Here is a 16,530-nt window from a genome sequence, read left to right as displayed (position 1 = left end):
CTCCTTAGATGTAGGTGTCAAGCAACCGGACAGTAGCGTTGGCGGCGCCCGTGGTCCTAGGGACGATGGAAAGCGCGGTGGACACACCGGGCGGCACAAGGGGAGTGAAGCCGTACCCCACGCCGCCGTGAATGATGGACCCGCCGATCCGGAGGCGCCCATCGTTGTAGTCGATGTCATGCGGCTGCCCGGACACCAAAGGCTGGGTCACGGTGAAGATTTGGCCCCGGAAGGTGAGGATGTACCCGCCCGGCATGGAGCCGTCCACCACGAACTGTGGTGTGGCGTTGTAGTTACCACGGTGGGAGATGTTCGTGGCATTGGCGCCCACGGACGCGGTTTTCGTGTTCGTGTCACCGAACTTCCGGGGATCCACACACTTTATGCGGGCCTGCCATGTGGCCAGGTTGTTGTTCACCACCACGAACTTGACGGCAGAGTTACGCTTACCCTCCGCCCATCGGACGCCCATGGCATTCTCAACCTGGAAGCGGCCGGCCATTCGACTCTTCAGCGCGTCCCCGCCGGAGATAAGTAGCTGCCGGTTCTGAGACTCCAGCACACCACCAACGGTGAGCATGCGGGCCTCGTTGTATATCGGCAGGTCATAGTCCCCGTCGTAGTCCGGGCGTGGGACGTTCTCACCACGTATTCCCGGCGAGTCGTCCCACCCCTCGAACTGCCCCCTGAGTACCCTCCACCTTCCGAAGTGGTCAACGCCGTGGAGTGTCCGCCCGGCCCACAGAATCCTGCTATTGGCCAATGTCCACTCCTGCCTGCTTGAGTTCCCATTTGAGTTCCGCCACGGCTTCAAGGGCTGCCGCACGCGGCGACTCAGCACCGTGAACGTTGAGTTCGATACTGATCTGCGCCCCGGCGGCTTGCTGCGTGGGCGGTAGCTCCCCGGTCTGGTTCATGTAATTCAGCGCCGGAAGCCCGATGGACTTCGAGGACGCCCGCTTCATCACAAACTCGTCCGGAGTGAGCATCGCCGGCACAGTGTCCGTACCAATAGGCCGGAATGCTGGCACACCGCCACCCGCGAGGTAGTTGACCTGGCCGCCGTGCTGGTAGCTGCCCATGCGTCCAGAGCCGGACACCTCAGCACCGTTCAAGTCAGGCAACTCCGAGCGCTGAACGATGGCATCAATCCACATAGTCCGGCGCTTGGTGAGTGCCAAGAGTTGAGCCTCAGCAGTCGCCGTGTCGATCTCAACCTTCGTTTTAGGCACGGTGGCCGGGATTGTGTACAGCTTGTCGATGTAGGTTTGAACTTCCGCAGTCAGGAGCCCTTGTGCGGAGAGGTTCTTTTCCAGCTGTTCCTTGGCCGCTGCGAACGCTGCCGTACCTTCCTCAGTCTTGCCTGTGGCCTTGGCTACGGCCTCAGCCACCGCCTGATCAGTGGCAACCTTGTTCTGGAGCGCCTGCTGGTTCGCTACAACCGCCTCAGAGGTTCCCGTGATCGCCAACCCGTTTTGCTGGAACGAGGCCGTCAGGGAGTTCGTGGCGGCCGCTGAGCGGGTGTTGGCCTGATCCAAGGACAGAACCGAACCATTCAACAGGTCCCACGCCTGCCTCAGGAGCCCCGCAGCGTCGTTCTGGAGCTGTAAGGCCACCGTCTGGCCCTCAGTGCTGAGCTTGGCCTTGTCCTGCGCGTCAGAGGCCTGCTGATACACAGCCACGGAGACGCCGTACTGGCTGGCACTGGCCTGCAAGGCCACTGCCTCATCCGTCAGGGCGTCGGTGGTGGAGCCCACCACGTCCTTGTAGGCGTGGTAAGCGTCAATGTTGTTTCGGATGGACCCGGAGTTGGACTCGATCCCGCCCGTGAGGGTCTTCTTGGCTTCCGTCAACCGGGTGGCGGTGTCAATCATTGCCTCGCCGGAGCGCTGGCTGGCGTTGATCCGGTCCGTGTTGATGGTCAGGGACCCGTTGACCGTGTCAAGGGCGTCCTTCTCACCAAGCATGGCCCGCAACACAGTCTCCGTGGATATCCCGAGGGAGTCCGCAGCGTCACGCATTTCCTTAGTCGTCGCTGCGTGGGCTGCCTGGAGGCGAACATTCTCACCGATCAGGCCGTTATCCCGCTCCACAGCATCGCCGTAGTCCTGGAGTGCCTGGGCTCCGGCGGCCGTACCGATAGCGGATGTTGCCGCGGCCACACCTATACCGGCGATCACAGCAGTAAGAACGCCCACCACGGGGACGGCCAGGTTCGCCATGACACCGGTGAGTCCGATGGCCTGGGCCACGGAGATGATCAGGGCTGCCACGCCGGGCGCGAAAGCGATCCGGAGCGCCGGGCCAATCAGCACAGCGGTCGTGACGATTCCAGCCAGCACCGGCAGGGGAACGCTGTTGAGGGCGTCCGCCGTGCCGGAGATGAAGCCAATCACCACGGGACCCAGAGGCGCGAACGCTGCCAGGATGTTCCCGCCGAGGGTGACAAGCTTCTCAATCATGCCCATCACCGGGGGTAGGTTAGCCGTCGCGTAGGACACAAAGGCTTGGAACCCCTGGGCTTCGGAGAAGCGAGTCAGCCAGCTTACAAAGCCAGACAGCTCCACCGCCCCGGCCTTCAAGAGCGGGCTCATGGCCCCCAGCCCGTCCAAGACGTTCCGGAGGGCTGTGCCGCCCATGTTGCCAAGGGCGGCGGAGCCGTCACCCACAGCGATGGTGAAGGCTGGCATGCGGGTGTTGATGTCCCCAATGGTGCGGTTGAAGGACCCCAACATCCGGTCAGCCGCCGTACCGCCGAGGGAATCAAGGTTCGCTTTCAGGGAGCCAAGCCCGGCAGCGTACTTGTTGCCGGTCTCGCTGCCCTTCTCCATCTCGTCTTTGATGCCCTTGATGGCGATGACACCGGAGACGGCCATGATGCCGAACGCGGCACCTAGCCCGACAGCAGCACCAGCCACAGGGGCTGCTGCGGCGATGATCGCGGGGGACATAGCCAGCAAGACCTGCAACCCGGAGATGTGCCGGCGGTGAGCGTTGGCCGCCCGGTTCACGGACTCCGTGGAACGCTCATGCTCAACCGTTGACTTACCCTTGGCCGCCGCCAGCTTCGTCTCAGAATCGGCCTCAGCATCCAGTGCCCGCTTCAACGCCAGGCGTGCGGAGGCAGCCTGCAAGGAATCCTCACCATGCTTCTTGGTGATGACCCCCAGTTTCTCCTGGGCGATGGTGGAACGCATGTACGCGGTTTCGAGATCCCGCTCAGCTTTGGCCACCGCGGCAAGTTTCGCCAAGGCAGGGCCAACGTTCGCGTCTACCTTGATCTCAGGGTTCAGTGCGCCGAGCTCTACGGCGTCCCGCTTGGCCTCATCCCGCTCTTGGTTCCACTCAGATTTGTCAATCGTGAGTTTCGCATCAATCGATCCAGCGGTAGTGGGGCCGGCCATGGGCTACTCCTTCGGTGGTTCGTCGTCTTCGGGGCGGGTAGCACGCCAAAGCCGGGTGTCAGCAGCCAGCAGGCCGTGGAGAAGATCCCGGAACTCAGCCCATGACATCGGGTCGCGGTGGAGGCGGATCCCGTACTCCGAGGCGAAGTCAGCAACGATGAGCTTGAAGTGGCTGAGAATTACCTGCCACGAGAGCGACGTGCCTTCTTCTTCTGGTTTCGCGTACCAGTCCCAGAGGCCGGTGGCTTCGTCGTAGTCGCCGCGGCCGTTGGGGTCGTCCGGGCCTGTTGGATTGCTTGGAGAATTTCCTCCATCAGTGCTTTTGGGACGCCGTTCTCCCACACCAACTCCGCTGCTTCGCGTCCTTGCTGGAAGTCGGCCACACCGGCCCATAGGGCACGGTCCACGACGGCGGGGGGTACTTTGTCATCCAGCATTTGCTGTGCGGTGTCACCCATGATGATCCGCATCAGCTCACCCATGGACAGGGGAGTGGTGTTGTCCGCGGAGGCGTGCATTTTCAGGCCGTCCTCCAGCGTTACCTGGGGGAGGGTGTATTCCTTGCCGCGGTACGGGATGACCAGCGGGCCAATGACGTCTTCGTAGGGGCGCAATGCCATGGCGTGAATCCTTTGTGAGTGTGATGTGAGTGTTATGGGTGGAGCGGGAGGCGGGCCCACTCACTAAGCCCGCCTCCCGGTATTGGGGTTACGCTCCGCGGGTGTACGGGAACGCGGTGGAAGCGCCTTCGGCGTTGGTCACGACGATGTTTGCTGCGCCGGCGCCGCCTGCAGGGACGACAGCTGAGATCAGCGAATCGGAGATGACCTGCCAGTTGGACGCGTTGGTGGCGCCGAACTTCACGCCACTGGTGGGGACTGTGCCGGTGAAGTTGGCGCCCTGGATGGTCACCGTGGTGCCAGCAGCGGCGCCGGAAGGCGTGGCGGAGGAAACAACCGGGGCGTCAGCGTCTTCGTGCGGGTTGTCGATGTCCTCCAACGGGCCGTCACCCTTGAATGTGGCGGTGACTTCCTCGATGTCGGAAACGCCGGTCTTGGACTGGTTCCACTCCACGAGTGCGCGGCCGGAGCGTGCTTCCGGGGCGCCGTCGCGGTCGTAGTAGCGCACGTAGATGCGGTTGTCGTCACCGAACTTGTACTGGCGGGCACGCACGAGTTCCTGGCCCGGGTCGAACACGCCGGCGTTGACCTTGCGGTTGGCTTTCACCACGAGCTGCCAGCCGGTGAGGGTCTTCTCGAAGGAGTCCCAACCGTCTGTGTCGTAGTCGGCGGTGGACTGGGTGGTGGGGTTCTCTGTGGGCGCGAAGTCGGTGATTCCCTTGAAGGGGAGCCAGTTGATGCCGTCAGCGGATACTTCCGTCTTGAACCGGCGGGCGAGGGATGCGGACATGGTTTGCCTCCTATGGGCTGTTTTCGGGCAAAGAAAAAGCCCCGTAGGAGTTACGGGGCCATGAAGGGTATTTGGTTAGTCTCGGTACTTTGTGGGGGTGATCCTAGATCCACGTAGTACAGGTCGAAGCGTTTGCTGCGCCGGTTGCCGTCCGTTTCCATTGGGGCCACGTGGTCCCGGAGGATTTGGATGACTTCGGCGGTGCCGAGCTTGTAGTTGCGCATGCCGTGGAACAGGTCGAACACTGGCACGGCGAGATCGGAGGGGCCGAACGGGTTACCAGGGGCGCCGCGGAAACCGAAATCCAGGATGCCGCGGCCGAAGGCGGAGGCGGTCTGGTCCGTCACTGGGGTGTAGTTCAGGGTGATGCATCGGTCTGGGGCTTGGGGCCAGCCGCCAAAGACAATCCCGATTTCCCCAGCACTGTAGACGCCACTCGGTTTGTAAGTGGCGATCCCGTTGTCAGCGATCATCTGGGCGATGCCGGTGAGGAAGTCTTTCTCGTAGCTCATCCTGCCGTCATCCTATCTCTTTCCCCAATTCCGCGGTCAGGATCCCGATCACCTTGGGGGTCTCACTGACCACCGACGTGGACAGGTAGAGCCGTTCACCTACCTCATGGTGGAGGTGTTCGTAGTGTTGGTACCGGGCGTAAACGGAGTCGTACACGACGTCCGCGCCGTCCGGGGTGGCTTCCACGTAGGCGGAGGACCGGAGAGGGGAGTCATCCAGGGGCGTGCGGTTCACTGCTACCTGCCGGAGGTGCTCCATGGCTTTGAACGCGGCGCCGGGGATGGCAGCCTCAACAGCCTCATCGATCCGGTCCAGGTGCACGCTGAAGGTCTCGCCCATGGCCGCTCCTAGGTGAGGTCGATTTCCAGATGGTCCGGAAGGTCAAGGGCGCCGCTGTTGAGGTCGGCCACGCCGATGACGAACGCTTGCCGGCGGGGGAGCGTCACCCGCGAGTCCGGGGTGAACTTGTCCAGGTGGGCGTTGTCGCACATGAACTGGGACATGGAAATGACCTCTTGCCCGTTCTTGTCCCGCACCAGCCGGCGCTTGTCCTCCAACCAGCCAGGCACCACCACAGGGGCGCTGTACACGTCACCGTAGGCGCCTGTGCCCTCGAACGTCTCCACGGTCACCGTGTGCACGTAGAAGTCGTCAAGCTCACCCATGGCGGACACCGCCCGGCGTGAGGCCTGCTTGCTGGAGGATCATGACCGACTCAATGCAGATCTGGGCGGCTGCTTCCCTCTTCGCCTGGAAGGCGGTCACGGAGGAATGCACTGAGGTGTCGTACTCAAAACCGCCCGAGCCCAGTTTCTTGGACTTCACGGGCGCCGCCGAGGGGACACCAGCGGTGGACGGGTCCACACCCATCCCGTTCCATGCCCTCACTTGGGCGCATGTCGCGTCCCGGAAAGCCTCAACCAGCCGGGGCTCAGTTGGGGCGCCGTCTTCCGTGGTTTCGTACACGGCCGTCATGGTCTCTGTGCGGACCAGAATGGAGGCCGAACGGAGAAGGGCTGCAGCGTTCGCTGGCGCCGGAGAGACCCACTGTTCCAGGTCCCCCGTAGTTGCGTAGATGATCACTGCAGCCCCTCCCTGTTATTCCACGATCTTGGATTCGCCGGTCTCGATGTTGCGCTCAATTTTGACGGTGGAACCGTCCGGCTTGACCGCCTCGTACGTTTCCGTGCGTTCCTTGCCCTTCGCGGGGGCCTTAGCCTTCGGCAGGGGCTTGACCGCGTTCACGGTACCCACAGCGAACGCTTCATCCCCGGGCTGAGGCGTCACCGAAGTGGCACGCTCAGTCGGGTCCGTGGTGTCCGCCGGGCCGTCGCCGGGGGCGGTAACGGACGGCTTGGTCACATCCGAGTCAAGAGTTGTCTTGGCCTCGGTTTCCTTCGAAACAGCCATGATGCTGGTTTCCTTTCGGGTTAGGAGTTCAGGACGCCGCGGAGGCGGGCTGCTGCCTTGCCGCCGAAGACAGCCAGACCGCAGTACCAGTCGATGCGGACACGGTAGGCGGGCTTGGTCTGCAGCTCGCCCAGGTCGTAGGCCGCCGGGTACAGCAGGCCGTTGGATGCCAGGCCGGTAACAGCCTGATCGTTCTCGTCGCCGCCGAACTTCACGGCGTAGATCGAGGACGCAAGCGAGGAAGAGCCCTGCGTTTCGTTCTGGCCGATGATGTCAGCGCCGGCGGCCGTCTGGCCGATGTCCAGCAGCGGGACGCCGTTGTACATGGCGACGCGCTTGCCGGTGATGTCCTCGCGGACCATCTCGGTGCCACCGAGGCGCCGGCCCGAGGAAAGGACCTTGCCGATGATCTTTGAGTTGGTGTACAGGGCACCGTTGGCACCGTTCAGGCCCGGCACGGATGCGATCAGCGCGTCCAGAGCATCGAAGAAGTCGTGGCCACCAGCCACAACTCCCATGCCGTTCGTGGCAGCGTCCAGGACCTGGGCGCCGGTAAGGCGCTTCTTCAGCCCGTCGAAGGCCTTGGCATCCACGGTGATGTCACCGTTGATGAAGGTCTCCTGGAACTTGTAGGAAGCGGCCTTGACCTTCGCCGCGGTCTGGAGCGCCTTCTGATCGTTCAGCTGGGAGCCGGTGGCCACGATGAACTTGTCAACGTCGGCGTCACCACCCATGATCGACAGCGTTTCGGTGCGCTGGTTGAAGGTGCCCGTGGATTCGGTGTATGCCTCGTTCACGCCACGGAAAGCGATACCCGGGAGGGTGCCTTCGGTGTTGTAGGAGTAGGCGTTGCCGCCAATCCCTTTGATGGGGAGACGGTCCAGGACGGGGGAGACCTGGACAAAGGTTTCAACGACGCCGCGCTGCAGGTTATCGGGGATAAGCGGGGCGGCCTCGGCAAGGGTTACAGCCATTGGAGGTTTCCTTTACTAGTTGGAGTTGAACGCCGCTGCGATGCGGGCTTGACCCGGTTTCGCTTTGGACGCGTCGGTGTGGTGCAGTTCGCCGGGCCCGCCGGTGAAGTCTGCTCCGCCCGTGCCGGCCGCCAGGACCAGTTTGAGCTTGGGGTTGTCTTTGACCGCATCCTTGATGGCCTTCTCAAAGTCGGCCGTCTTGGTTGGGTCGAGGTCCGCGATCTTCGCCAGGAAGGCGCGGGAATCAAGGAGGGCGTCAGCGTCTGCGCCCTGTTTCGCGGCGATCTTGAAGACCGTCAGTTCACGTTTGGCGGCTGCCGTTTCGGCGTCCTTCGCGGCCAGCGCCTGGGTGAGGGCCGCCGCGTCGGGCTTTTCGTCGCCCTTCGCATCAGGGTTGAGAACCTTCTGGAGCGCGGCGAGGGTCTTCGCCGCTGCCCGCTCATCGCCGGCTTCCTTCCGGGTGTCCGTGATGAGCTTCTGAGCCCAGGCGGGGAGCTCTTCCACCTTCTGGGCCTCCGGAGCACCAGAATCGGCAGGAGGGGCGTCGCCAGCGGGTGCGGGAGGGTTGTCACCGGCCGGGGGAGCATCACCAGCGGGCGGTGCGTCGCCGCCGCCGTCACCGGCGTTGGCGTTCATCTGGGCGTCCCCGAACTGTGCACGCCGGAAAGCGAACAAGGCTTCAAGTCCGCCAGGTGCGGTCAGGTCGATGCCGTGGATGGTCTTACGTCGGGGCATGGTGTCCTCCTGGACGGTTGTGAGTGTTATTTGTTGCCGAGGTCTAGTTGTTCGCGCCGGGAACGACGGTTGAGGCCGGTCCTTGCGAGGTGGTTACGCATCCGGGTCTGGAGCTCACGGACACGCCGGGCAGCGCGGGCACGGTCAAGGTCAGTCAGTGCGGATGCTTGGGCTTGCTTGGCGCCGCGGATGGCCCGCTCAAGGGTTCGCTGCCTCTGGGTGTCCTTGAATGCCTGCTCATCCCTGTCAGTCCATTCCGTGGTGCGGAGGACCGTGACGCCGGGGAAGAACGCCGTGAGCGTGTGTTCGCAATTCGGGTGGAACAGGCCGGCGGCCATGGCTTCCTCCACCGTGGCGCTGATACGGAACCGGTGCCCGTCCTGGACCACGTCCGCCTCACCCTGATCCGATAGGACCTTGCCTTCCCAAGGGGCGCACAGCTTGCATGGCCGGCCAGTGGTGGAGGGTGTGAAGAGGGTGATGCCGGCGGCTTCCATCCTCGCTTTGTGGGATGCGTTGTACGCCCGCTGTGTTGCGGTCCTAACGGCCATCTCCACATAGGAGGAAAGGTTCCACTGACGCCCTGCGGAGTCGGTGAAGCCGGTGATGCCGCGGGAGGTGAGTTGACGCCACGCCTGTGCCTGCGCTTCGGCCAGTGTTGCGCGGGCTGTGGCGTCCCGGATGATGTCCCGGGCAGGGTTGATGCCCACCAGTGTGCCGTTGACCGTGGCCGCCCGGTAGGCGTCGTCAGCGAACCGGGTGATCCGGTGCGCCGCGGAGGCCAGCGAGTCGGTCAGGTCGTTGGCGATGGCCGCCGATGACTGGGCATGATGGGAGGGGATGCGAGACACGGGCGAGGCGATGAAGTCCTCCGTGGCACGCTGCAGTGCCTGGATCTCCCGCACAGCGGTAACATCGCCGTTGCGGGAAGCGACCTGCATAGCCCCAGTGGCCAACGTCCGGACCCTGCGGAGGATGGAGCGGGACACGCCCTGAGCCAACCCCCACAGCCTGCCCTGCAACCCCGGCACCTGTGACTGGTCATCGATCGCGGCACGGATGAGCTGGGCGGAGCCGGTGAGTACTTCCTGCTCACCAGCCACGAACACCAAAGTCACCGCAGCGGCCGTGGCGCTAACTGTCGCCGGCAGGCTCTCCTGCTGCTGGGTCTGTGCCATCGTCGTCCTCATCCTCCGGGTGTGCGAATGGGTCAGCGATGATCGGCTGCTCCCTAAGGATCTCGGCCACTTCCTCATCCACCTGCTCCGAATCCCAGTCAGGGTGGAGCATCTGGATGATGGTCTTCCGTGACGCAGCCTCAGCAGCCTTCAACAGCCCGGCGGTGCGGGCGAGGGCTTCCATGGTTTCCTGCACACCGTCAGGGAACTGCACCGTCACAGGGACAGCCGTTGCCCCGCTGGGGAACAGGATGGCGTCCATGGCCAGCGCCTTGGACAGGATGCCTTCGAGGGCGGGTTTGATGGCCCGGATCTTCCGGTCCCTCGTGGAGTAGGACCGGCGTTCCTTCGCTGTTACCTCTGTGGCTGTGACGTCGCCGGCGGCTTCGTCCTTCTCACCAAAGGTTTGGGACGAGTATCCGGCGGTGCGGATGATCTGCCCGAACAGGTCAGCAGCAATCGCCAGGTGCTCTTCTACCCGGATCTTGAACTGGACCTGCTCCAAGGACATCTTCGCGTCCGCGGCCGTGCCTGGGGCGGCCTTCACACCGGTGAAGAGTGCACGGTCGGTGTTGAACGCTGCACCCTTACCCGCGCCAAGGTCGGTAAGCATGTTCTGCGGGACGATGAGCCGGCCCTTGCCAAGCTCCAGGTCACGCATCAGGGATGAGTAGGTGCGGTCGAGGGCGTCCATGAGCGGCTCAACACCGTCAAGGTCGGACCGGCCGAGGTTCGCGCCGATGGGGTCTTGCCGCCAGCGACGGTTAGGGGTGATGTTCGGTGCGTAGGTGACAGCGAGACCGGTTGTGCCGGTGGTGATCCTCGAATCCCTGTCCACGACGTCCACAAGGTGCTTCGTGGCGTCGGCCTCCGTCAGTGGGACGCGCTGCCCGATGCTGGCATGGTTGCCCTCGAACAGGCCGTGCTCAATGACGCCGATGCCGAACGAATCGAGGGAGTGTTCTTCGACGTGCCGCCACACCACTTGGCCTTGGGTCTTGACGATGCGCCAGAACATGACGGACACGAGTTGCCCGTACCGGAACTTCGGGAGGGCACCGTCCACGTCCATCTTCGTGATGAACACGTGTTCGAACAGGGTGGCGTCCCATGTGGCACGGAAATACACCCCAGACAGCGCCGCGGACACCTCAGCGGCGGCCACAAGGGTCTGATCCAGCCCGGCGCCGGTGATGAGGTCCAGACGCTCCTGCGCTGCCTTGTTCTTGCCCTTGGGTTCCTCCACAGTGAACGTGGGAGGCTCACCGAACAGCAGATCAGCGGACACCTGGCACAAGTCAGAGGCTACGGGGATGTGGAGCTTCACCAGCCCGGACTCACCATCGGAGTCCTTTGGGGTCCAGAACCATTCCAACGCCCGGTTGAGGATGCCGGTACGGCGCGGGGCCACATACGTGTTGGAGAGTGCGCCGGGGTCGTTCGCGTACCAAGCGTTCCACACGTGGTACGCGTCAAGGAAGGTGGTGTGTTCGGTGGGCGGCCATTCGGTGCCGTTTACTGGCAGTGCCAAGATGGCCTCCTAAGTTTTGGGTTGCATCCACGGGGTAGTGACCACACCGCGGTCCGTGTTCCAGGAGCGGGAAAGGCAGTCAGAGCACTGGACGAATTCGTAGTGCTTGGCGTCCCAGCCCCACGCGATGACCTCGCGGCCGAAGTGTTCGCACTCACCCTCAAAGGGAGCGACAGGCACAGCGCCATAACCCTTGAACCACTTCACTTCGCCATGCTCTGTGATGTCGAGGTGCGTCTCTGGCATCAGGGTGTATTCGGCCATAGTTCCCCCAAGGTGGTGTGAGTGGTTGTGCCAGGCCCCGCCTTGGTGCACCTTGGCGGGGTCCAGCGTTGCAACGGTCTCGCCCGGCCGTTGCGCCGGGTAAAGGCTAGGCGGCGAGGTCTACCCAGTCCCGCCAGTTCGTCTCAGTCGTAGCGATCACGTACCGGCCACCATCCAACGAGTGGTCAGCTACCTTCATGGGCTTGTCTTCGCCCTTCTCAGTGGCTTTGTTGTCCCACGAATAACCCGGGGCTTCTTGGATGAACCCTTCACAGCGGGAGCTGATCTTGAGCTTGTCCGTGGACAGCAGTGATGCTGTGGTGCGGATGCCGTAGAGGACGTTGTTGTCACCGTTGATGACGTTCGTGAGCCCGTCAGCGGCGAGCTGCACTTTGAAGGATGCGGCGGCGGGGTCAACGATGGTCCACTCAGGCCTGAGACTGTTCACGTAAGGCAGGTGCTGCCCGCCCATCCAGGTGCGGATACCGTCGCTGAGTTGAGCGTCAGTGAATCGCATCTGCTGCTGGCCGGCGTCGTACCGCCATTCATCCACCATGTAGAGGCGGTTGTCTTCTCCGAGGCCGAGCATGAGCGCTGTGGTGGCGTTGGTTGTGCCGTAGTCGATACCGACACCGAGGAGTTGGCGCATCTCCGGGAGGTCATCCCATGGGATGATGTGCTTCTCCGGTTCCCACATGTCGTAGATGGCGCCTTCAGCGGCCACCCATTCACCGAGGATGAACCGCCGGTACCAGAGCCCGGTGAACTCCTGGCGGATGCTGTTCTTGTACGCCTCAGTCAGGGCCGGGTTGTCGTCCAGGGTGAAGTGCCAGGAGGACCAGTCAGCGAGTGTGCCGATGCGGTCAAGGAACTTCCGCTTGAGCCAGTGCGCGGGGGAGTCAGGGTTGGAGGTGCCGAACAGTTTCGCCTTCGGCACCGACATGCGGCCGAGGAGCTGGGTGAAGAACTCTTCCGGGATGACCGTGATCTCATCCACGTACGCGCCGGCGACGGTCATACCGCGGATGACCTTCTCAGCCTTCGCATCCGACGCGCCAAGGACATGAACGACACGTCCCATGATCCGGACCGTTGGGGCACCGTAGTTCCCCACAACCTGGAACGCGGCCTTACCGAACAGTTGCACGTTCTGCAGGGGTCCGATGCAGTTACGCCAGATAGCGTCACGGGTGCGTCCGATCATGACCAGCTCACCACCGAAAGGCGCACGAGCCACGAACACCAACCACCTGAGAAGCGTGATGATGGTCTTGCCCGAACGGATGGACCCTTCGCACACGTTCACACGGGTGAAGGAGTTCCGCATGAAATGCAGCTGCTTCGGACTGATCACATCCGCCGGCACCTCAGCACCAAGCGGACGATCCACCGTCACTAACTCACTCATCAGGAACACCCAGATTCCCGATCAGCTTGTCCAGCATCGAAACAACCTCACCCACACCGTTGTCCTGATCAAGCTTCGTCATGTTCACCACAGTGTTCATGGCCGTGGACACCGACGACATGATGTTCTTCTTATCCACAAACAACGGCTCATCCAGCATCGTTTCAGCCAGCGTGTTGTCCTTACCGCCGAACGACACCAAGCGGGCAGGCTCCCACAACTGGGCACGCAACCGGTGAGCATCCTCCAGTAGCAGCGCAGACAGTTCCTGGCGCCTGGCCTTGAGGTCCACAGCGCGGGCTTCTGTCGCCTCACGCGTGGAAGAGGTTCGGACCGTCCGAACGCCAGCCTTGCGGGCCCAATGTTGAACGGTTTGCTTGGGGATGCCGAGTTGTTCGGTTACAGCGGTTGGTCCGTCTGTCCGGTATAGCTCAATGGCTTCGGCTCGCTGGGCTTCGGTGTATTTGCTCGCAGGCACAAACGAGTCACCGCCTTCCAGTTGTGTAAGTGTGCGACGGGTACTGACTCGCCCCGCTCGGTCTGATGTTGGCCGGGGGTGTTCGCCGTCTAGTGGGTCTCCCCGGATTCGAACCGGGACTGTGCAGGTTTTGAAGCTGCCGTCTCTGCCGTTGGACTAGAGACCCCTATTGCGGAAGCTACAGGAGTCGAACCCGCTACCGTTTCACCGGCCACTGTTTTCAAGACAGCTTCCCACCGTTGGGGTAACTTCCAAGTCCCGGCCCCGCTGCTAGCTGCTTGGGGCCGGGGGTGGAGGTCCCTCGTAGGGGATGACTCCCGTGGGAGCAGTTGGAATCGAACCAACCGTGGACTGGTTTACAGCCAGCCCTGGCACCTTGCCTCTTCTACTCCCATGCCCACCCGGAGCTCATGTGCATCCGGTTGGCGCTATTCAATTTGTACTCGGTGGGATAGTTGAACCGTTCTCAGGTTCCCGCCGTGCGTGGACGGTTACGGTCCTACACCCGCTTGGCAACGCCCTGCCCTTGGGTGCGGTACATGTGTTTGAGGCCCGGAACTGTGGGGGTGCTGTCCGGGCCTCAAGTCTTTACGTGCGCGTGGTGGCTTTTCAGCCACTAATCGCACTCTAAGAAAACTATACCCACAAAATTAGGGAATGTGGGGGATTTGTAGGGAATTCATCCTTGTGTCCCTCTTCCCTGTGGGGGTTCCTCGGTACGCTTCGATCACAGCAGCCGGAGTGAAGAGGTTCCCGCGCTTGGTCCGGGCGGTTGGCTGGAGCTTGCCGCGGTCCACCCAGCGCTCTACCCGGTTCAACGGGATGCTGAGGTGGTGGGAGTGCTTGAGTGCCCGCAGGATGTGCGGCAGTGGTTCCGTGATGTGCCAGGCGCTGGCGATCATCCATAGCTGGTGTTCCTGGACGTCTACCGTTTCTCCGCAGGTCCGGCACCGGCCTGTCGGCTGGCCTTGTACCGCTTTCACCTCATCGGGGCAGCGCAGGCCCTCGATGACGGTCTGGCACCGGCCGATAACAATAAGCTCCGCTGCCCGGTCCGTGGCGGCCCGGCATTGCCCATGGTGGTGTGGAGTTCCTCTTTCAGTACCGGCGCCCAATCCTGCCGGCGTACTTCCCGGATCTGTGAGAACAGCACGTCGGAGGCTTGGAGCGCGGTGTGGGTGGAGTGGCCGAGTGCATGGGCCCAGCCGATGAGGATTTCCGTGAGGGTTCGTGCCCTGTCGGATGCGGTGAGGTTGATGGGTTCGGACGATCCGGCGTGCCCTCCAGAGGTGCCAACGCTGTCCGCTCCCTTGTCGAGCTTCGCCACGGTGACCTGGAGGTCGTCCCACAGTTCGTTGAGCTCTGCGAGGTCTTGCTCCAGTAGTTGCGTGCACCTCGCGCAGAGGTGTTGTCCGTCGCCTGTTCCCCCACCGCATGCGCCACAAGTCATAGTCCAATTATAGGCGAAAACTCCCTACAATTCCCTATTTTTGGGCACTTTTCAAGCGGGCGATTTCCCCAACGCACCCGCACTTACTCGCCCCGTCCGTGGCCCGGTCATGCACCACCGCCCCGCACCTCAGCCAGGCACCTTCCTTCCCGTGGTGGTGACTGCACGTGGGGCAGTAGTACATGACGGCTCCTTTGCCTCATCGTGGTTTACTCCCGTTATGGAGTAGTGGCGGGCGGTCATGAGAGTGGCGCTCCCATCCGCACCTGGCGCAGTGGAATGTGAAGTAGTACTGGAACTTCAGGCACGGCGGCGGTGGCGCGGTCCAGCAGACGCAGGCGTGGTTACTGCATCCGCCCGGTATTCGAGGCGGCTTACCGCGCTCAATGCTCATTCCTCTCGTAGTCGTCAGCGAGCTCCTGCTCGGCCGCATGCCAGAGTGGATCGTCTGGTCACCCGCCACCACAGGAGACGTAGCCCAGCTTGTGGCAGACGCAATCACACGCACGCTTAGCCCGGCTCATTGCTCTCCCTTCAAAGCAGCCACCACGATGCTGGCCTGATGTAACAACTGTTCTCGACGCCATTCCAGAAGTTCCGACAGATCAGTTATTAGAGAACATGGAAACTCTAAGTTGTAGAGGGCCACTGCCGCCCGTTCCATGGCTTCGTCAGAGAACATCACCGCGTCAGCGGCGGCGAGTGCGTCCCGTGCCTGTGCTTGGTGGAACGAGCTCAGGCGGCGCCTGTCCTGCTCCGCTATCGCCCGTGCTGCAGCTTCTTGGCGGCTCACGCTTGTCTCCGGTAGGTGGTGTAGAGCTTCACGGGCACCCATTTGTCTCCGCCGGGGCTTTCCGCCACTCGTTGAGTAACCGGCCGGTGTTGTCGAACTCCCGGGCGACTTGTGCGCCGGTGAGTAGGTCGGTGTGTTTCGTGCCGTACCCGGTGGCCACGGGCGGGTCCACGGGTGTGGGTTTCCATTCGCCGGCCATGAGTTCATTCAGGTCCACCCCGGCGTCAAGGGCTTCCTCAGAGGTCTGGTGGCTCATGCTTCACCTCCGAGCGCGGCCCTTGACCGGACCCTCGTCTTTCGCGCCTCGTACCGCCTTGCCGCATCTTTCCTGCAGGCAACGCACCTCCGGCCAGTGCCTTCCATGTAGAGGTTCTGGCCTGCAAGCTCATGCCCTTTGACGCAGTGTGTCTTTTCAGCGTTGATGGCCGGCAACCCAATTCCTCGGAGGGCGTTGGTTTGTTGCGTAACAGGTTCCAGGTGGTCAGGGTTGACGCAGCTTCGGTTCCGGCATAGGTGGTCCAGGACTAAGTCCGGAGAAACTGGCCCGTTGACAGCCTCATACCCGTACCGGTGAGCGCGTTTCATCTTCCTCGCATCGCCGTCCCAGAAGTTCACGTACCCGTCAGCGCGGATAGCGGCCTTCCACCCCCAGCATCCGCTGGTCTTGACCACTTTTGACCAGAAGCGTTCAAGGGTAGAAGGGCGTCGGTTTTGGATGGGTTCAAGCAGGGCAGGGATACGATCCGCGGTCATGCCGTAGCCGCTTTCATCGTGGCAGGAATGACAGCCTCGACGGTGTCGTAACGGGAAACGTAGACGATGCTCGTGCCATAAGGGCTGGTGCACACCATTTCCAGCCGGGCCGGAGTGAAGTCCGCGATACTCAGGATCTCGACCGCCCTTTTCTTTCCGGCAGGAATGAACTTCGCGCCTATGACCAACTCGTCTACAGGGATGGTCTTGGTCTTCTGTTTGGTCACGA

At 62.6% G+C, this 16,530-nt stretch carries 22 protein-coding genes and 3 tRNA genes; all 25 read right to left on the bottom strand.

The features are described from left to right. Positions 1-4: 4 nt before the first annotated feature. The 25 genes from CGK93_RS14210 to CGK93_RS14100 all read right to left on the bottom strand — a co-directional run bounded on the left by CGK93_RS14210 (position 5) and on the right by CGK93_RS14100 (position 16,528). Positions 5-763, bottom strand: coding sequence for a hypothetical protein (locus tag CGK93_RS14210; RefSeq protein WP_157731836.1), 759 nt, complete (start codon positions 761-763; stop codon positions 5-7). Continuing rightward, entirely contained in the window at positions 753-3,404 is a 2,652-nt protein-coding gene (locus CGK93_RS14205) for a hypothetical protein (protein ID WP_089595395.1), read from the bottom strand. Before CGK93_RS14205 ends, CGK93_RS14210 begins: the two co-directional genes overlap by 11 nt. 179 nt (positions 3,405-3,583) lie before the next feature. Beyond that, entirely contained in the window at positions 3,584-4,024 is a 441-nt protein-coding gene (locus CGK93_RS14200; protein WP_089595394.1) for a DUF7426 family protein, read from the bottom strand. An 88-nt stretch (positions 4,025-4,112) separates the two neighbouring features. Then, positions 4,113-4,814, bottom strand: coding sequence for a phage tail tube protein (locus CGK93_RS14195; protein WP_089595393.1), 702 nt, complete (start codon positions 4,812-4,814; stop codon positions 4,113-4,115). A gap of 50 nt (positions 4,815-4,864) precedes the next feature. Beyond that, a complete protein-coding gene (locus CGK93_RS14190; RefSeq protein ID WP_089595392.1) occupies positions 4,865-5,326 on the bottom strand; it encodes a hypothetical protein in 462 nt (153 codons plus the stop codon). A 7-nt stretch (positions 5,327-5,333) separates the two neighbouring features. Then, positions 5,334-5,666: a hypothetical protein gene (locus tag CGK93_RS14185; RefSeq protein WP_089595391.1), complete on the bottom strand. Its 333-nt coding sequence runs from the start codon at positions 5,664-5,666 to the stop codon at positions 5,334-5,336. Between the two features lie 8 nt (positions 5,667-5,674). Next, positions 5,675-5,992 carry a hypothetical protein gene (locus tag CGK93_RS14180; protein ID WP_157731834.1) on the bottom strand — a complete coding sequence of 106 codons (318 nt, stop codon included), beginning with the start codon at positions 5,990-5,992 and terminating at the stop codon, positions 5,675-5,677. Then, the gene (locus CGK93_RS14175) at positions 5,985-6,410 is read right to left on the bottom strand and encodes a hypothetical protein (protein ID WP_089595389.1); all 426 of its coding nucleotides are present in this window, start codon (positions 6,408-6,410) and stop codon (positions 5,985-5,987) included. Before CGK93_RS14175 ends, CGK93_RS14180 begins: the two co-directional genes overlap by 8 nt. A 15-nt stretch (positions 6,411-6,425) precedes the next feature. Next, positions 6,426-6,737 (bottom strand): hypothetical protein, encoded by a 312-nt coding sequence (locus CGK93_RS14170; protein ID WP_089595388.1) that lies wholly within the window; start codon positions 6,735-6,737, stop codon positions 6,426-6,428. 20 nt (positions 6,738-6,757) lie between these two features. Further along, positions 6,758-7,711 carry a major capsid protein gene (locus tag CGK93_RS14165; RefSeq protein WP_089595387.1) on the bottom strand — a complete coding sequence of 318 codons (954 nt, stop codon included), beginning with the start codon at positions 7,709-7,711 and terminating at the stop codon, positions 6,758-6,760. Positions 7,712-7,726: 15 nt separating this feature from the next. Further along, the gene (locus CGK93_RS14160) at positions 7,727-8,446 is read right to left on the bottom strand and encodes a hypothetical protein (RefSeq protein WP_089595386.1); all 720 of its coding nucleotides are present in this window, start codon (positions 8,444-8,446) and stop codon (positions 7,727-7,729) included. A gap of 26 nt (positions 8,447-8,472) precedes the next feature. After that, positions 8,473-9,624, bottom strand: coding sequence for a phage minor capsid protein (locus CGK93_RS14155; RefSeq protein WP_157731832.1), 1,152 nt, complete (start codon positions 9,622-9,624; stop codon positions 8,473-8,475). Next, positions 9,581-11,155 carry a phage portal protein gene (locus CGK93_RS14150; protein ID WP_157731830.1) on the bottom strand — a complete coding sequence of 525 codons (1,575 nt, stop codon included), beginning with the start codon at positions 11,153-11,155 and terminating at the stop codon, positions 9,581-9,583. The genes CGK93_RS14155 and CGK93_RS14150 overlap by 44 nt, the downstream gene beginning before the upstream one ends. 9 nt (positions 11,156-11,164) lie before the next feature. Next, positions 11,165-11,419 (bottom strand): hypothetical protein, encoded by a 255-nt coding sequence (locus tag CGK93_RS14145; protein WP_089595383.1) that lies wholly within the window; start codon positions 11,417-11,419, stop codon positions 11,165-11,167. A gap of 106 nt (positions 11,420-11,525) precedes the next feature. After that, positions 11,526-12,827: a PBSX family phage terminase large subunit gene (locus tag CGK93_RS14140; RefSeq protein WP_232481325.1), complete on the bottom strand. Its 1,302-nt coding sequence runs from the start codon at positions 12,825-12,827 to the stop codon at positions 11,526-11,528. After that, positions 12,820-13,305: a hypothetical protein gene (locus CGK93_RS14135; RefSeq protein WP_089595382.1), complete on the bottom strand. Its 486-nt coding sequence runs from the start codon at positions 13,303-13,305 to the stop codon at positions 12,820-12,822. Before CGK93_RS14135 ends, CGK93_RS14140 begins: the two co-directional genes overlap by 8 nt. Positions 13,306-13,398: 93 nt before the next feature. Next, positions 13,399-13,471, bottom strand: a tRNA-Leu gene (locus CGK93_RS14130). 6 nt (positions 13,472-13,477) lie between these two features. Further along, positions 13,478-13,558: transfer RNA gene (locus CGK93_RS23615), tRNA-Ser, on the bottom strand. A 67-nt stretch (positions 13,559-13,625) separates the two neighbouring features. Next, positions 13,626-13,698: transfer RNA gene (locus tag CGK93_RS23610), tRNA-OTHER, on the bottom strand. A gap of 257 nt (positions 13,699-13,955) precedes the next feature. Further along, entirely contained in the window at positions 13,956-14,207 is a 252-nt protein-coding gene (locus CGK93_RS14125; RefSeq protein WP_089595381.1) for a hypothetical protein, read from the bottom strand. Between the two features lie 77 nt (positions 14,208-14,284). After that, complete coding sequence (locus CGK93_RS14120; protein ID WP_089595380.1) at positions 14,285-14,755, bottom strand: hypothetical protein; 471 nt, start codon at positions 14,753-14,755, stop codon at positions 14,285-14,287. 520 nt (positions 14,756-15,275) lie between these two features. Continuing rightward, entirely contained in the window at positions 15,276-15,548 is a 273-nt protein-coding gene (locus tag CGK93_RS14115; protein WP_157731828.1) for a hypothetical protein, read from the bottom strand. A gap of 28 nt (positions 15,549-15,576) precedes the next feature. Then, entirely contained in the window at positions 15,577-15,804 is a 228-nt protein-coding gene (locus CGK93_RS14110; RefSeq protein WP_089595378.1) for a hypothetical protein, read from the bottom strand. Continuing rightward, on the bottom strand, positions 15,801-16,133 hold the full coding sequence (locus CGK93_RS24655) for an HNH endonuclease signature motif containing protein (protein WP_442857047.1): 333 nt from the start codon (positions 16,131-16,133) through the stop codon (positions 15,801-15,803). Before CGK93_RS24655 ends, CGK93_RS14110 begins: the two co-directional genes overlap by 4 nt. A gap of 164 nt (positions 16,134-16,297) precedes the next feature. Continuing rightward, positions 16,298-16,528 carry a hypothetical protein gene (locus CGK93_RS14100; protein WP_089595376.1) on the bottom strand — a complete coding sequence of 77 codons (231 nt, stop codon included), beginning with the start codon at positions 16,526-16,528 and terminating at the stop codon, positions 16,298-16,300. Between the last annotated feature and the right edge of the window lie 2 nt (positions 16,529-16,530).

The sequence above is a fragment of the Arthrobacter sp. YN genome (genome assembly GCF_002224285.1).
Classification (GTDB): Bacteria; Actinomycetota; Actinomycetes; order Actinomycetales; family Micrococcaceae; genus Arthrobacter.
This window is presented reverse-complemented; position numbering and strand designations above follow the sequence as displayed.

Coding starts and splice junctions, on each gene's coding strand:
- CGK93_RS14205 (WP_089595395.1), bottom strand. CDS start 3,404: ATGGCCGGCCCCACTACCGCTGGATCGATTGATGCGAAACTCACGATT.
- CGK93_RS14155 (WP_157731832.1), bottom strand. CDS start 9,624: ATGGCACAGACCCAGCAGCAGGAGAGCCTGCCGGCGACAGTTAGCGCC.
- CGK93_RS14180 (WP_157731834.1), bottom strand. CDS start 5,992: ATGGGTGAGCTTGACGACTTCTACGTGCACACGGTGACCGTGGAGACG.
- CGK93_RS14125 (WP_089595381.1), bottom strand. CDS start 14,207: ATGATCGCCAGCGCCTGGCACATCACGGAACCACTGCCGCACATCCTG.
- CGK93_RS14165 (WP_089595387.1), bottom strand. CDS start 7,711: ATGGCTGTAACCCTTGCCGAGGCCGCCCCGCTTATCCCCGATAACCTG.
- CGK93_RS14190 (WP_089595392.1), bottom strand. CDS start 5,326: ATGAGCTACGAGAAAGACTTCCTCACCGGCATCGCCCAGATGATCGCT.
- CGK93_RS14160 (WP_089595386.1), bottom strand. CDS start 8,446: ATGCCCCGACGTAAGACCATCCACGGCATCGACCTGACCGCACCTGGC.
- CGK93_RS14195 (WP_089595393.1), bottom strand. CDS start 4,814: ATGTCCGCATCCCTCGCCCGCCGGTTCAAGACGGAAGTATCCGCTGAC.
- CGK93_RS14140 (WP_232481325.1), bottom strand. CDS start 12,827: ATGAGTGAGTTAGTGACGGTGGATCGTCCGCTTGGTGCTGAGGTGCCG.
- CGK93_RS24655 (WP_442857047.1), bottom strand. CDS start 16,133: ATGAAACGCGCTCACCGGTACGGGTATGAGGCTGTCAACGGGCCAGTT.
- CGK93_RS14200 (WP_089595394.1), bottom strand. CDS start 4,024: ATGGCATTGCGCCCCTACGAAGACGTCATTGGCCCGCTGGTCATCCCG.
- CGK93_RS14185 (WP_089595391.1), bottom strand. CDS start 5,666: ATGGGCGAGACCTTCAGCGTGCACCTGGACCGGATCGATGAGGCTGTT.
- CGK93_RS14110 (WP_089595378.1), bottom strand. CDS start 15,804: ATGAGCCACCAGACCTCTGAGGAAGCCCTTGACGCCGGGGTGGACCTG.
- CGK93_RS14170 (WP_089595388.1), bottom strand. CDS start 6,737: ATGGCTGTTTCGAAGGAAACCGAGGCCAAGACAACTCTTGACTCGGAT.
- CGK93_RS14145 (WP_089595383.1), bottom strand. CDS start 11,419: ATGGCCGAATACACCCTGATGCCAGAGACGCACCTCGACATCACAGAG.
- CGK93_RS14120 (WP_089595380.1), bottom strand. CDS start 14,755: ATGACTTGTGGCGCATGCGGTGGGGGAACAGGCGACGGACAACACCTC.